The following is a 15,778-nucleotide window of genomic DNA, read 5'->3' on the forward strand; positions in this document are numbered from 1 at the left end:
TACTTATATGTTCCGATAGATGGATCGCAGAATGGAGCGATGAAGAGTGAAGTTTGGATTTGATATTGATGATACGTTAATTGATTTAAGGCAGCATGCTTTTCATTTATATAATAAAAAATTAAACAAAAAAATAGGATTGGATGTATTTCATTCTTTGAAAACAATTGAAATTCATGAAGCATTTGGTATGACTTCGGAGGAAGGCAGTCATATGTGGAATAGTTTGTTGGATGAGATTTATTATACTTCTTGTTCACCGTTTCCGTATGCAGTAGAGACTTTGCAAGAATTAGAAAGACAGGGACATGAAATTTACTATATAACGGCGCGACCTAAAGAGCATGGAGAGCAAACAAAAAAATGGTTAATAGAAAAAGGATTTCCGGTACATGAAGATCGCTTTTTCTATGGAATGAAGGATGAAGAAAAAATACACTTCATACAAGACATAAAATTAAACTATTTCTTTGATGATAAGCCGGCTGTTTTAGAAACGTTAATAGGAAAACCGATAAATGTGTATGCAAAAACCACTTCTTACAATCAACATCTCAATATCCCGCGTATTACAAGTTGGACGGAGTTAGGAAATATTATAAAGAAAGATATGTAAAGATTTAATTAGAAAATTAAATAGAGCCAAGAGTATATTGAGTGTTACAACTTTAGAGGAAAGACATATGTGTTATGTCTTTCCTTATTTTTTGGATTATAGGGAATACTATCGTTTTTTTTATGTGATGTGCTAGGAGTATTTCTGATAGAGGGAATAGAAAAATGAGCAATAAGAAAAAATGTAAGCTAGTCTTGTATGTAAGCGTAATGTATATATCAATGATGGGTTCCCCTGTTGCCACAATATTTGCGGATATTTTGGATGAGAAGTTAAAGAATTAATTGGGTTTGTTCATAATCATGGATTTTCAGAAAACTAAAATTATAATGTTAGGTTATTTTGATTTAGTAGTGGATGATATGCAAAATTGCATATCGCAAAATAAACATCGTAATTTTAGGATTCTTATTATAAAATACATTACTTAAACTATATATTAGAATGGAGAATGTGAAGTTGGAATTATTAAGAAACAGTAAGGTAGGTACAAAACTAAACATACTAATAGCGATATCAAGTATTGCATGTATAGTATTATCCCTAATAGGATTTTTGGGATTAGAAAGAGGGAAAAGTACTTCTTCTAATATGTATGAGGATAATTTACTACCAATTGAGTGGATTGGGATTGTAGAATCTAATTTTTATCATGTTAATATGAACTTTATGGAAATTATGTTATCAAAAGATGAAAAAAGAATGCATGAATTAATAAGAGAAATGGACGAAATTCGTCAGGAAAATGATCATCTTTTAAAGCAGTTTGAGGCTAAAGTTATTTCTACTAAAGAAAAAGAATTATATAACACGTTTCATGAAACATTTAATGAATTAAGAACTCAAATGAAGAAAGCGCAAGAATTAGGGAAATCTAATAATGAGGAAGCATATGCATATTATCTAAAAGAGATTGAACCTAATATGCAAAAATCAATAAAATCAATTCGTGAATTGATTTTATATAATAGTAATGATGCAGAGCTTTTACAAAAGGAAAATAATAATGGTGCAAAAAATACAATGATAATGTTTGTTAGTATTTCGATTTTAGCAATCTTAATAATTATGTTAATTGGATACATTATTAAATTAACTATCCGAAAACCACTTGCGTTACTACAAAATGATATGGAAAAAGTAGCAGCTGGAGATTTAACAACACGTACTCCTTATAAAGCAAATAATGAATTAGGGCATATTGTCCAGTCTTTTAATAGTATGTTAGATAACCTTCAACAATTAATTGCGAATGTTAAAATGACAACACAAGAGGTTATTTCTTCTACGGAGGGCGTATTACAAGATACAAAGCGAGCATCTCATATTTCAAATGAGGTTGTACAGACTGTTTTAGAAGTAAAAACAAAAATAGAAGGACAGGTAACTAGTATTCAGGAGAGTTCATCCTCGATGGAAGAAATTACAACCGGGGTGCAAACTGTAGCTGAATCTTCAGCAGTAGTCGCTGAGGTAGCAGTAACGACTACGGAACGAATAAATATCGGTAGTGAAGTGATAAATCACTCTATTCTTCAAATGAACAGTGTGCATGATGTTGTCGAGGAAACATCAAAAGTAATAAGTAAACTTGTTACACGTACACAACAGATTGATACAGCTCTAGCTGCAATTACTAATATTGCCGAACAAACGAACCTTCTTGCCTTAAATGCTGCTATTGAAGCGGCACGTGCTGGAGAGAATGGAAAAGGATTTGCAGTGGTGGCCGCAGAAGTTAGAGACTTGGCTGAGCAATCTAAAGAATCTGCAAAGGAAGTTAATGATTTAATAAAATCCATTCAACAAGATACCCAAGATACAGTTAATGTCATGCAAAAAGGACAACAAAAGGCAGTAGAAGGAAAAGAAGCTGCTCACAAAGCGAATCAAACTTTCTTGTCTATTATGAGAGATATTGATAAAATTACAGGTCAAATTCAAGAAGTATCCGCAGCGACAGAAGAGATGTCTGCTGGTACAGAAGAAGTAAATGCTTCTCTTTCGCTAGTTTCTGAAACTGCAACAGATGTAAAAAAAGAGACTCTTCAAACAGTAAAATCAATTCAATCACAGGCCGTATCAATTGAACAAATATCAATTCAATCCAACAAAATGAAAGAAAAGGTGGAAGAATTAACGGAACTGGTTTCGAAATTTAATATTACAGAATAAAAAGGATAATTCATTCAATCACAAGTGTAATAACATGTAGATAAAAACACATGAAGACTTAAGGGGCTTCGTGTGTTTTTTTATTGAATAATGTATGAAATAACATTGGATCATTATACGATATTTCGGAATTTGTTATTAAATATTTGAATATGCAAAATTACATACATTTAATGATTGATAATCATGAGTTAATGTAACTATAATAATTACACTGATGAGTAACTTACTGACGACAGTTATAAGTGAAGAGGGAGGGTTTTATTGTATTTTGTATATAAAAAATAGAAAAGGAGATATGTAAATGAAAAGGCTACTTGTTATAGGCATCATGTATACAATGTTTTTCCTCATAGGAAATATACACTTACATGCTGACGAACGAACAAATGTAAAAGAAATTACTAGTTTAGAAGAGCCTACGTGGATATTTCAGGCTGGCATAAGTAAGGGGAAATATCATGATCGACAAGATTTAGGATTTATTTTGCAGAGAAATACACCATTAAAGGTAAGACAAACGAATCCTAATTTTAAAGACAAATTAACAGTACGTTTATTGTCTAATGACTCAAAAAATGAAAAATCCATACAAGTAGGAAATGAATGGGTTACTATTCAAGGTGATACGTCTTTAGTTCCTTTCATAGATACCCCATATGGTGAAGAGTACGCTACACTTGAGTACCAAGTAGGGAATGAAAGTGCTACTAAGCCTCTTCCAATTTATAAACAACAAGGAAGTGTATCTCAATTTTTTAGTACATGGGATCAATTTGATGGGGAGTATGCGTTAATTCAAGGGGAGAGTTTTCAATTATTTGTACCTAAAAAAGATAAAGAGTTAGTAAGATCTTTAAAAGATTTTCAATCGTTGGATGAGTTAATTGCATATTATGAGGATATTTTTGCGATGTATGATGCAATTATTGGTTTAGATGGCTCAACGGTTGAAAATAAAAAAAGTCAAAATCGTTATTTCTTAAAAGCAGATATATCCGGTGCTGGCGGTGCCTATTATGGCGCAAATTGGACAGCGAATAGTACAGATAGTACAAAGATGTGGTTAGATAAACTAAGTTGGGGAACTTTACATGAAATCGCTCATGGATACCAAGCTGGTTTTGATAATCAAGGAATATTTACAGGAGAAGTTTCTAATAATCTATTTGGTGTTCAATATCAATATAGTAAATACGGCAAAAAGGCAGATCAAGTTGGTTGGTTATTTAATTTTGGGAAGAAGGAACAGGTAGAACGGAATTTATACAACGCTTTAATGAAGGAAAATAAAAATTATGATGACTTAGATTTACGACAAAAACTTATTCTTTTAACGATGGCGAAACAAAAAGCTGGCAATGAAGCTTTTGCAAAAATGTATCAAGGTTATCGAAAACTAGCTAGCAATGCTGCTTTTAAAAAAGGTGACCATTCTTTACCAGATTTAATGAATCAGTATTATAGCGAGAATGTACAAGTTGATTTTACACCCGTTTTTGAAAGATGGGGCTTTAAGCTTAATCATAAACAAATAGAGATGAATAGGGCGAAAGGTTATCCGGTAGTTACTTCTTTAGCGTATATAGTACCTGAATCACAATTAGCTAAGGCGAGAGCTCTAGTTGATCCTAATATTCCGATAAACTCCAACTTTGAAATAGTTACGAATCAACAAATTGCTTCACTTGGGTTAAAAGGGAATTTGCATATCCATTTAAATACAAATGAAATAGATACATTGAAAGGAGGAAAAATTAAATTAAAAGAAGGGAATACAGTTATTCAAGAGAAAACAATTGAAACAACAGAAATCAATTTACAAGACATACCAAATGGAGTTTATACAGTTGAGATTTCAGGTGGGAAAACGGATAGAATGTACCATTTCAGTACGCATTATGCCTATATAAAAGAAAAAGATAATAGTCTAACGATTGATGTTAACGAAATGAAGGTGAGCAATTTGGTAAATGAAACGATCCAATTCCTAGGATTAGGAGATGATCAGTTTGCCGAATTAAATACAGACTTAGAGCAAGAGCGAGCTGTTTTTACGGTTACTACTAAAACGCCTCATAGCTATTATGCAGGTGAAAAATACGCATCAATAGAGGTGTTTAATGAGAAGGATGAAAAAATTTATACGAAGGAAATGGAAGGAACAAATGTAACGATTGTAAAAGATATCATTCCACTAAAAGAAGGATATAGAATTAAAATCTATCATGATGAAATAAAAAAACGATTAACTAGTAAAGCTGCCATTATTAATCCTATGAATAAAACAAATGAATTTATAATGACAAAATGGGGATTTAAAAATACTTTTTTGCAAAATAATCCAGAAGAAAATCTTATGCAAAGAATTGATGAAGAAATGGAAGCGATTATAGGCAATGCGTTTTTAAAAGAGATACCAATGCAAAAATTAGAAATGAAAAAGAATGTGTGGATGGCAATAAATATGTTATCAGAACCACAAAAAATAACGTATATGAATAAATATAAAGATAGCTTATATAATGAGTAATTTTTGAGAAATGAATTAAATCTAAAAAAGTAGCAAACCAATCTATTAATCTATGTATGTAGAGGTATGTAAAATTGATTGGCGTTAGTTGAAATTTTTATCTATGCTTAAAATTCTAAAATACATTTATTTAATTTAATAATACAATTATAAAGGAGTAAAAATATGAAGAATTTCGTAAAGGTAGGTTTAACCACAGGAGTGGTGTTATCGGCGATTATGCCTTATGGGGGAGTACATGCGGCAACAGAAGATTTAAAAGTAGAAACAAAGGAAGATACGTTCCGAACAGGTAATTTAACAGCACCTTCTCAAAAATCGGCAGAAAATGTAGCAAAGGATGCGCTAAAAGGAAAAACAGAACAAGCGTTATCATCAAAGCAAGTTAATACTGAATCAAAAGTTAATTATAATGTTACGCAAAGTCGTAAATCTTATGATGGTACTACATTGGTACGTCTTCAACAAACATATGAAGGACGTGATGTATACGGATATCAACTAACAGCACATATTAATGATGATGGTGTCCTTACGAGTATTTCGGGGGATAGTGCCCAAGATCTACAACAACAGGAAGATTTGAAACAACCTATTATTCTATCAGAAGAGGATGCAAAGAAGCAGCTTTTTAAAATCTATGGGGATAATCTCACATTTGTTGAAGAACCAGAAATTAAACAAGTGGTATATGTAGATGAAAATACAAATAAAGCTACAAACGCATATCAAATTACTTTTAGTGCCTCTACACCTGAATATGTATCTGGTACGGTATTAATTGATGCTTTTGTTGGGGATCTATTAAAAGAACTCGTTCAAAAATTGGGTATACAAGTAGATAGTAGTATTGTCCAATCTGCGACAGCAAATAAATCACAAGATCCTTCAAAATTAACAGGCACAGGAAAAGATGACTTAGGTATGAATCGTACATTTGGAATTTCACAACGAAGTGATGGAACGTACACTCTTGCAGATTATTCTCGTGGTAAGGGAATTGAAACGTATACTGCGAATTATAAAGATTATAATAATTATAGAAGAAATGTATGGGGTTATTTGGATGATTTAGTAACAAGTAATTCTACAAATTTTACAGATCCTAAAGCAGTTAGTGCACATTATTTAGCAACGAAAGTATATGATTTTTATCAAGAAAAATATAGCCGTAACAGCTTTGATAATAATGGACAAAAAGTAATTTCAGTAGTTCATGGCTGGAATACAAATGGTACGAATAAAGGAAATCCTAAGCAATGGTTTAATGCATTTAGTAATGGGGCTATGCTAGTATACGGAGATCCAATTGTTAGAGCATTTGATGTGGCAGGACATGAGTTTACACACGCGGTTACAAGAAATGAGTCTGGACTTGAGTACGCCGGAGAAGCTGGTGCCATTAATGAGGCTCTATCTGATATTTTAGGGGTAGCAGTTGAAAAGTATGCCAATAACGGAAAGTTCAATTGGACAATGGGAGAACAATCAGGTCGTATATTTAGAGATATGAAAAACCCATCATCTATCTCTTCTAGATATCCAGAAGATTATAGACATTATAACAATTTACCTATTGATGCTGACCACGATTATGGTGGTGTACACACGAACTCTAGCATTATAAATAAAGTAGCTTATTTAATTGCTAGTGGTGGAAATCATAATGGAGTAAATATACAAGGCATTGGGGAAGATAAAATGTTTGATATTTTCTATTATGCAAATACCGATGAATTAAATATGACTTCTGATTTTAAAGAATTAAAAGAAGCTTGTATTCGTGTAGCAACGAATTTATATGGTAAAGACTCATTAGAAGTACAAGCTGTTCAACAAGCATTTAAAGCAGCTTATATTTAATATTATTGTAATGAATTATAAACCCTTTCATTTTAATATGATGATTAATTTGTATTTATACACAAAAACCTTGTAGAATTTTTCTGCAAGGTTTTTTAGAATGTTATGTTACAGATGTGTTATATAGTTTTTGAGTTAATTAGGATAAAAATATTCCTGTAACAGCATGTAAGAATATGTAATTTTATACTTTTTCTTTGATAGAAAAGGATACTACGTTAGTAAATATAAAAAGTTAGAAATTATGGTATATAGGGCACTTTTTTGTTCCTATGGAACTTTAAAGTGCGTAATTTTCTTTCTGGTTAATATAGATCATAATGGTATTTACTAGTTGGTTTTAGCTTTACTCTGCTGTTGATGTAATTTTTTACATTAGAATGATTTGAATTAGAATTATTGAGTGGATCTAAATACTGATAATTTTGATTTTTAGTTCAGTACAGAGTGAAATAGCTACATAATTTTCGTTTATACTCTGTTGAAAAAAGGGTGGATTTGCTTATTTTCTGTTAAAGATAAGAGAAGTGAACGACAATATAAACGTAATTATTTATTCCAACGTAAGTCAATCATTTAGCACATGAATTTGGAGGGATCTATATGCATATGCAATTAAAAGGAAAAACAGCACTGGTTACTGGATCTACGGCAGGGATTGGAAAAGCAATTGCCACTTCATTAGTAGCAGAAGGAGCTACTGTACTTATTAATGGACGCCGTGAAGAAAATGTTCATCAAACGATAAAAGAAATTCGAGCGCAGTATCCTGATGCTATCCTTCAACCCGTAGTAGCTGATTTAGGAACAGAACAAGGGTGCCAAAATGTGATTGAAAAGTACCCTGAAGTAGACATTCTTATTAACAACTTAGGAATTTTTGAACCTGTAGAATATTTTGATATCCCTGATGATGATTGGTTTAAATTGTTTGAAGTCAATATTATGAGTGGTGTTCGACTTACTCGCTCGTACTTAAAAAAAATGATTGAAAGAAAAGAAGGAAGAGTCATCTTTATTGCTAGCGAAGCAGCTATTATGCCATCTCAAGAAATGGCTCATTATAGTGCGACTAAAACGATGCAACTCTCACTTTCTCGCAGTTTAGCTGAGTTGACGACAGGAACGAATGTGACTGTTAATACTATAATGCCTGGTTCGACTTTAACGGAAGGAGTGGAGACTATGTTAAATAGTCTGTATCCTAATGAGCAATTGACAATAGAAGAAGCTGAGAAGCGATTTATGAAAGAGAATCGACCAACCTCTATCATTCAAAGACTTATTCGACCAGAAGAAATTGCTCATCTTGTCACTTTCTTAAGCAGCCCACTTTCTTCAGCAATTAATGGTTCCGCGTTGCGAATAGACGGGGGATTAGTACGTAGTGTATTTTAAAAAATTTAAAACAACATAATATTCTGTTGAAGGTAAAAATGGTAAGACAAATGAATTGTATTTTATCTATAAACGGAAATATACAAAAAGTAAATTGCGATATGAAAACAGCCGAATTTTCTACTATAAGAAAAATTCGGCTGTTATTTTTTGACTTGCTGTAAAGGAGGAAAAGCTTTTAGCACTGTGGCATCTCTCATGTTAAATTGCAAACTAAAAAGGTATACTCCATTTGAAGCATACCTTTTTAGTTTACAATTTTATTTATTTGTATCTCGCTCGTCTTGATTATCAAATTTCTCTAAAATCTTTAATAAAATAGTTAAGATAATTGTGGATACGATCGCTACAATTAAAATGCCATGAGGTGATAGTTGAACCGAAGTTAATCCAACTTTAGTTATTCCAAAATATCCTACATAAGTAGCTAAGAATGATGTAACCACTGAAATCGTAAATCCTAAAAATCCTAATTCATCTAGTTTCTTTTCAGGTAATCCACATACACTTAAAACCTTAGTGAAAATAGCAGCTACTATGAATAACTCAATGGACAGAATAAATAATGACATGACTCCAGAATATACAATTTCATCTGGCATCCATTTCCCTAATGCTAGCATTAGAAGAGCAGGAAGGAAGAGTGGTAAAAATAGTCCTAAAATCATGACTACGATTTCCATTTTATTTGGTGCTTCATTATTATTTTGATTGCTCATAAATCCTCCTAAATAGTAATATGAATGATAGTTTCATGAAGAGTTCAATATATACTATCACATTAAATGTATGAGCTTAATATTATTTTTTATTCAGAAAATGGGGTGCAATTGAGGTCCTCAAAATATGAGTTATTTTCGTATTTTAACTGTAAGAAATTATATAGTTGGATTCAGCTAGGGTTTTCAAGGCTTAGATAGTTCAACAGTAAATTTTAGATATGTAGGTTCTTATGGAAGAGGGGCAGCAATTTGAAGTATTCGTAATTCAGGTATATCAATAACTTTTCCGTTGGACATGTATGTAACATACATGTAGAGGGGATTAAAAAACTATAATAAATAAAGTTGCATAAATTGACCTTTATGCAACTTTATTGTTCTTCCTAAGATCACTAGCATCATGAAATTAGATAAATGATGTTAGCGATAAAGGAATTTTATTTACTCTGTTAATTTCCAACAACGAATAATCATTATTTTTATCGGACTATAGTTACCAAACGTTTTTCAACACTATTTTTCCAATTGCTTCTTTCGACTCCAAATATTCATGTGCTTGTGCAACTTCATCAAACGTAAAAGATTTAGAATCTAGCAATGGACGAAGTTTTCCTTCTTCTACAATTTGCGTTATTTTCGTTAAGATTTCTCCGCAATCATTACGCTTATCTGTATGTAATATTTTTAACGCCATAAAAGTAACCTGCAGAGAGAGTCCTTTTGCGTGTAAAGGAGAGAGGTCATGGGTTGAACGAGCTGCAATTGTTACGACAGTTCCATTGACTGCAGCAGCTTCAAAAGAATGATCGAGATTCTTGCCACCTACTGTATCAAATATAACTTCAAATCCGTTGCCATTCGTATGTTTTTGCACATATTCTTGAACAGATTCTTCTTTATAATTAATAGCTATGTCGGCTCCTAGACGATGAGCTATTTCAATTTTGTTCTGCTGAGAAGCTGTTGTAAAAACTTTAGCACCAGCCCATTTAGCTAATTGAATGGCTACGTGTCCTACGCCACCAGTAGCTCCGTGAATGAGCACATTTTGACCTGATTTCACATTTGCACGATCAAATAAAGATTCCCAAGCTGTAATTGCAACTAATGGTAGAGCAGCTGCTTCTTCCATTGTTACATTTTTAGGTTTGTGAGCAATCAATCGCGCATCAGCAAGCATAAACTCTGCAAGTGCACCACCAGTTTCTTTAAAACCTCCGGCACATCCATATACTTCATCACCAGTTTTGAATTTCGAAACGTCTTCTCCTACTTCTATAACAATACCTGCTACATCCCCGTGTAATATAGCTGGAAACTCAGGAGCAACTGATGAAACAGCGCCACTGCGCATTTTCGTATCGATTGGATTTACACTTGTTGCTTTTACATGAATTAGAACATGACCGGGTAAAAGTTTCGGTTTTGCAACTTCTTCTAATTGAAATACAGATGAATCTCCAAAAGAATGGATAATTTGTGCTTTCATTTTTTATACCTCCTGTTTGTGGTTATAGCATAGCAAAGTACGAAAATTAAGTATAATATTTTGAATTTGGTTAGTGAGAATTTTATATAGAGAAGGGGAAAGTACGTGAAATCATGTAACGTACTTGCGAAAGCAACGGTACAGCTTTTTGAAGAAAGGCTAGATGTTATTTTTGCAGCATGATTTATTCATTATGTTTATTATTACTCACTTAGTATAGGTACTTAAAAGTGCCTACATCACTTTAAAGTACGTACTGTTATTCATGTTATGACCGATTTATAATAACACTCGTAGCACAAAGAAAGTTATAACGATGACAATCGGCAACAATGTGGTGTTATAGTATCGCTAATGAATTTTGAGAAGAAATATGAGAAGTAAAGAAAAGTATAGATTTATATGAATGAAGGAAAGTGAGTGAAACACATGGAAAAGTTTGCGAATCATTTTGGATATAATCGTATGTTTGCGAAAGATCAACTTACATTAGGAGTTCACATTCCGATTGAAAATTATCAGTTTCATGCGCCAACGATGGAAAAACAAGTAGAGTTAGTGCAAAAAGCGGAACAATATGGTTTTACAGGCGTATGGCTTCGTGATGTTTTGCTGCAAGACCCTGACTTTGGAGATCCTGCAACAGGTCAAATTTACGATATGATGATTTATTTAACGTATTTAGCAAGCAAAACAGAGAAAATCGCATTTGGAACGTCGGCAACTGTATTATCGCTTCGTCATCCATTACGTGTGGCGAAAGAAATTGCGACATTGGATCAACTGTTTCCGGAAAGAATTATGCTCGGCGTTTCATCAGGTGACAGACGTGCCGATTTCAAGGCGTTAGGTGTTAGTCATGAAACGCGAGGTGAACAGTTTAGAGAAGCGTTTGCTTACTTGGAAGAGATTTTGTATAAAAACTTCCCGTCTATCCAGTCGACGCTAGGAGAAGTGAATGGAGCGAATTTAGTTCCAAAACCGTCTAAACGTGTTCCAACCTTTATTACAGGTTTTAGTCAGCAAAATATGGACTGGTTCGCTGAACATGGTGATGGATGGATGTACTACCCACGTAGTCCGGTGCATCAGGCGGCAGCAATTGGACAATGGAGAGAATTAGTAGAGGATTATCATCCAAATGTATTCAAACCATTTATACAACCGATGCATTTAGACTTATCTGAAGATCCAAATGAACGTCTTACACCGATACGTTTAGGTTACCGTACAGGACGTAAGGCGCTAATTGAATTACTTGATATATATAAAAGTATTGGTGTGAATCATTTATTCCTTGCTCTATTTGATGGTCAACGCCCGGCTAATGAAGTGTTAGATGAGCTAGGAGAAGAAGTACTACCTCATTTCCCAGCATTGTAAAGGAGTGAAAAGAATGAAAGCAATAGGACTTATGCAATATGGAGATAAAAGTGTACTACAAGAGATTGAAATGCAGACACCGCTATTGGGAGAAAATGATGTACTGATTGAAGTATATGCAGCTGGTGTAAACCCCGTGGATTGGAAAATACGTGAAGGTTTACTTCAAGATGTAATTTCTTATGACTTCCCGCTCGTTTTAGGATGGGATGTTGCAGGTGTAGTTGCTGCTATAGGGCCGAACGTTACAGCATGTAAAGTGGGGGATGAAGTATATAGTCGTCCGGATATTGAACGAAACGGTGCTTATGCAGAGTACGTGGCTGTAGATGAGAAATATGTGGCGAAAAAACCGAGGAATTTATCTTTTGAAGAGGCAGCATCAATCCCTCTTGTAGGTTTGACAAGTTGGCAAAGTTTAGTGAAGTTCGCAAATGTTCAAAAAGGTAATAAGGTTTTAATTCATGCTGGATCTGGCGGGATTGGTACGTTTGCTATTCAGCTAGCGAAAAGTTTCGGTGCGCATGTTGCAACTACGACTAGTACGAAAAACATACAGTTTGTAAAGGAGCTAGGCGCTGATACTGTCGTCGATTACAAAACGGAAGACTTTTCTTCACTTTTGCATAATTACAATATTGTATTTGATGTGTTAGGCGGTGATGTACTAAAGGATAGTTATAAAGTGCTTGCACCAAATGGAAAGTTAGCATCTATTTATGGTCCGAAAGGTATGGAAATTCCGCAAACTGAAATAGCAAGAGAGAAAAATATTGAGAGTGACCATATATTTACTGAACCTAACGGATATGAACTTTCTCTTATTACAGAATTAATTGAGATTGGGAAGATTAAACCTGTTGTCACGCATGTGTTGCCTTTACATGTAGAAGGTGTAAAAAAAGCACACCACATAAGTGAGTCAGAGCGTGCTCTTGGCAAAATAGTATTGAAGAAACATTGGTAAAGTATGAGGTTTTAGAGACAGTATTGTGCTAAGTAGCGAATGAGTTTAAATATTCTATTCTAGCAATTGTTTTAAAAGGGAGAGAACAAATGGATTCAATGACATTTCTTTTACCCCGCATTAACGGGCAGTAAGACCCCCACCTCAAAATTCAGCGATATCATAGAAGTTAGGTGGGGGCAACTGCCTGTAAAAGCCCGATTGGTTCAACTAATAATCATTGGGGGATGAACAAAACCCCCAATGATTAAAGTTTCACTTTATCCGGAGCGACAGGGGATTTAGCGAAACGCAAAATTTACCCTGCTTTATACAAATTATTTAGTAATGAAAATATACCGCGATCTATTTCGATTATCGGTATTGGCAGAAGGGTAATGTCAGATGTGGAATTTCAAACAAAGGTAGAACAATCCCTTGCTACATTTTCTAGAAGTGCTACTGATGAAGAATCAGGAGTAGAAGAATTTATTAGCACATTTCGTTATTGTCAATTAAATACAGCGAATATAGAGGACCATCAAGATTTGTTGAGTCTTGTAAAAAGACGTGAAGCAGAATTAAACATTCCTGAAAACCGCATATTTTACCTATCTGTTATACCAGAAGTATTTGATGTCATTGCTTTAAATATTAAGGAAATTGGATTGTGGGCTACAAAAGGATTGAACCGTCTTATTATAGAGAAGCCTTTTGGTCATCATGTAACGTCTGCTCGCGAGTTTAATGAAAAATTAATTGAAGATTTTGATGAAACTGATATTTATTATATCGATCATTATCTTTGAAAATGAATGGTAACTCAGGATAAACTTAGAAAAGTATTACGAAATAAATCGTATGTAATTTAAGACATATTTATTGACGATAATAATTTATGTGGTTAATATACTAGATATAAGATTATTTAATTACTAAAAGTAATCAGATATAAAATATTTCGTTAAATTCTATAAATAAGTACGTTGTAGTAGAAACGCTTTGAATTGGCACTATTAATATTGGGGACAATTAGAAGGCGAAAGGTATAAAAAGAATTGGAATTTGATAACTCTTTGTTTTTTATAAAAACATGAGCTTCTGTACAATTCATTTTTAATATATTGACCAGGATTATACAACAAGAGGGGGACTGAAATTGGAATCAATGACCTTTGTTTTATTTGGAGCGACAGGGGACTTAGCGAAACGCAAAATTTACCCCGCACTATATAACTTATATAGAGATCAAAAGCTTCCAAAGCGAATATCCGTTATCGGGCTTGGGAGACGCCAAGTATCTCATGTAGATTTTCAAGGAAGAATAAAAGAATCAATAGAGACATTTTCCCGTCATCGAGAAGAAGGTACTCCAGAACTTGAAGGTTTTTTAGATAATTTTCGCTATTGTCCATTAGATGTGGGTAAGCCGGAAGACTATGAGAAATTATTACAAGTCGTTCGTGAAAGGGAAGAAGAACTACATATAAAAGGGAATAGAATGTTCTACCTTTCCGTTGCTCCTGAATTTTTCGAGACAATCGCTTTAAATATTAAGGAAAGCGGACTTGATAAAACGGATGGATGGAAACGCCTAATGATTGAGAAACCGTTCGGGCACGACCTTACATCTGCTCGTGAGCTGAATGATAAGCTTAGTCGCACGTTTGAAGAAGACGAGATATACCGTATTGATCATTATTTAGGTAAGCCGATGATTCAAAACCTTGAAGCACTAGAGTTTGCAAATCCTGTTTTACAATCGATTTGGAATAAAGAACATATAGCGAATGTACAAATCACAGCGAGTGAAACAGTTGGGGTTGAAGAAAGGGCAGGATATTATGATCAGGCAGGAGCCATTCGAGATATGGTTCAAAATCATATGTTACAAATATTAATGATGACTGCTATGAATTTGCCAGAAAAGGTTAATGCATGTGAAATTCGAGAGGAAAAGCGAAAGGTAATGGAGACGCTTCGTAAAGTGAAAAAAGAAGACGTTCAAAACCATATCATTCGCGGACAATATGGTGCAGGTGAGATAAATGGCGGGCAAGTTGTAGCATATAAAGAGGAGCCAGGAGTAAATCCTTCTTCTAACATAGACACATTTGTTGCTGCTCGCTTGTGGATCGATAATCCATTTTGGACTGGCGTTCCCTTTTATATACGAACAGGCAAACGAATGAAAGAAAAGTCTACTCGTATTGTAATCGAATTTAAAAATACGTTAAAACAGCAATATCAAGATAGTAATCCAAATGCAGCACCTAACTTGTTAATAATTGAAATTAGCCCAGGTGAGAACGTTTCATTACAGTTAAATAGTAAAAATCCATTGAAAAATGGAGAAATTGAACCGATGCGTATTAACTTTACTTGTGAGCAAGCGGATGTGGGAGTACCTGAAGCGTATGAAAGACTCATTCATGATGCTGTGAGTGGAGACGCTACATTCTTTGCACATTGGAGAGAAGTTGAATTGTCATGGGAATGGGTACAACCAATTCTTGAAGCATTCGAAGAAAACTTATTACCACTTCATGAATATGAGTCTGGTTCATATGGTCCAGATGCGTCTAATGAACTATTGCAAGAAAGTGGATTTAAATGGTGGTTAGATCAAGAAACGGAAAAATAAGTACTTTCT

10 protein-coding genes and 1 pseudogene are annotated in these 15,778 nt (G+C 33.8%); 9 read left to right on the plus strand and 2 right to left on the minus strand.

Annotated features, from left to right (window positions below):
• Window positions 1-46 precede the first annotated feature (46 nt).
• From Q9B79_RS01865 to Q9B79_RS01885, 5 genes are all read left to right on the plus strand, one after another.
• The gene (locus tag Q9B79_RS01865; RefSeq protein ID WP_306182398.1) at window positions 47-616 is read left to right on the plus strand and encodes a 5' nucleotidase, NT5C type; all 570 of its coding nucleotides are present in this window, start codon (window positions 47-49) and stop codon (window positions 614-616) included.
• A gap of 459 nt (window positions 617-1,075) precedes the next feature.
• The gene (locus Q9B79_RS01870; RefSeq protein ID WP_306182399.1) at window positions 1,076-2,791 is read left to right on the plus strand and encodes a methyl-accepting chemotaxis protein; all 1,716 of its coding nucleotides are present in this window, start codon (window positions 1,076-1,078) and stop codon (window positions 2,789-2,791) included.
• Between the two features lie 304 nt (window positions 2,792-3,095).
• Complete coding sequence (locus tag Q9B79_RS01875; RefSeq protein WP_306182400.1) at window positions 3,096-5,324, plus strand: putative mucin/carbohydrate-binding domain-containing protein; 2,229 nt, start codon at window positions 3,096-3,098, stop codon at window positions 5,322-5,324.
• 165 nt (window positions 5,325-5,489) lie between these two features.
• Window positions 5,490-7,187 (plus strand): M4 family metallopeptidase, encoded by a 1,698-nt coding sequence (locus Q9B79_RS01880; RefSeq protein ID WP_306182401.1) that lies wholly within the window; start codon window positions 5,490-5,492, stop codon window positions 7,185-7,187.
• A gap of 603 nt (window positions 7,188-7,790) precedes the next feature.
• The gene (locus tag Q9B79_RS01885) at window positions 7,791-8,585 is read left to right on the plus strand and encodes an SDR family NAD(P)-dependent oxidoreductase (protein ID WP_306182402.1); all 795 of its coding nucleotides are present in this window, start codon (window positions 7,791-7,793) and stop codon (window positions 8,583-8,585) included.
• A 260-nt stretch (window positions 8,586-8,845) separates the two neighbouring features.
• On the opposite strand, the gene Q9B79_RS01890 is transcribed toward Q9B79_RS01885, so the two are convergent.
• Window positions 8,846-9,304 (minus strand): epimerase, encoded by a 459-nt coding sequence (locus Q9B79_RS01890; protein ID WP_306182403.1) that lies wholly within the window; start codon window positions 9,302-9,304, stop codon window positions 8,846-8,848.
• 496 nt (window positions 9,305-9,800) lie between these two features.
• Window positions 9,801-10,796, minus strand: a complete 996-nt coding sequence (locus Q9B79_RS01895) for a zinc-dependent alcohol dehydrogenase family protein (RefSeq protein ID WP_306182404.1) — start codon at window positions 10,794-10,796, stop codon at window positions 9,801-9,803.
• Window positions 10,797-11,225: 429 nt separating this feature from the next.
• Between Q9B79_RS01895 and Q9B79_RS01900 the strand changes: the two genes are divergently transcribed.
• The 4 genes and pseudogenes from Q9B79_RS01900 to zwf all read left to right on the plus strand — a co-directional run bounded on the left by Q9B79_RS01900 (window position 11,226) and on the right by zwf (window position 15,769).
• On the plus strand, window positions 11,226-12,179 hold the full coding sequence (locus Q9B79_RS01900) for an LLM class oxidoreductase (RefSeq protein ID WP_306183307.1): 954 nt from the start codon (window positions 11,226-11,228) through the stop codon (window positions 12,177-12,179).
• A gap of 13 nt (window positions 12,180-12,192) precedes the next feature.
• Window positions 12,193-13,146, plus strand: a complete 954-nt coding sequence (locus tag Q9B79_RS01905; RefSeq protein ID WP_306182405.1) for an NADP-dependent oxidoreductase — start codon at window positions 12,193-12,195, stop codon at window positions 13,144-13,146.
• A 251-nt stretch (window positions 13,147-13,397) separates the two neighbouring features.
• Window positions 13,398-13,934 (plus strand): annotated as a pseudogene (locus Q9B79_RS01910) (glucose-6-phosphate dehydrogenase); the annotation flags it as partial.
• 350 nt (window positions 13,935-14,284) lie between these two features.
• Window positions 14,285-15,769, plus strand: a complete 1,485-nt coding sequence (zwf, locus tag Q9B79_RS01915) for a glucose-6-phosphate dehydrogenase (protein ID WP_306182406.1) — start codon at window positions 14,285-14,287, stop codon at window positions 15,767-15,769.
• Window positions 15,770-15,778: the final 9 nt, after the last annotated feature.

Origin of the sequence: Bacillus sp. MHSD_36, assembly GCF_030757775.1 — a bacterium.
In the GTDB taxonomy this organism is placed as follows: domain Bacteria; phylum Bacillota; class Bacilli; order Bacillales; family Bacillaceae_G; genus Bacillus_A.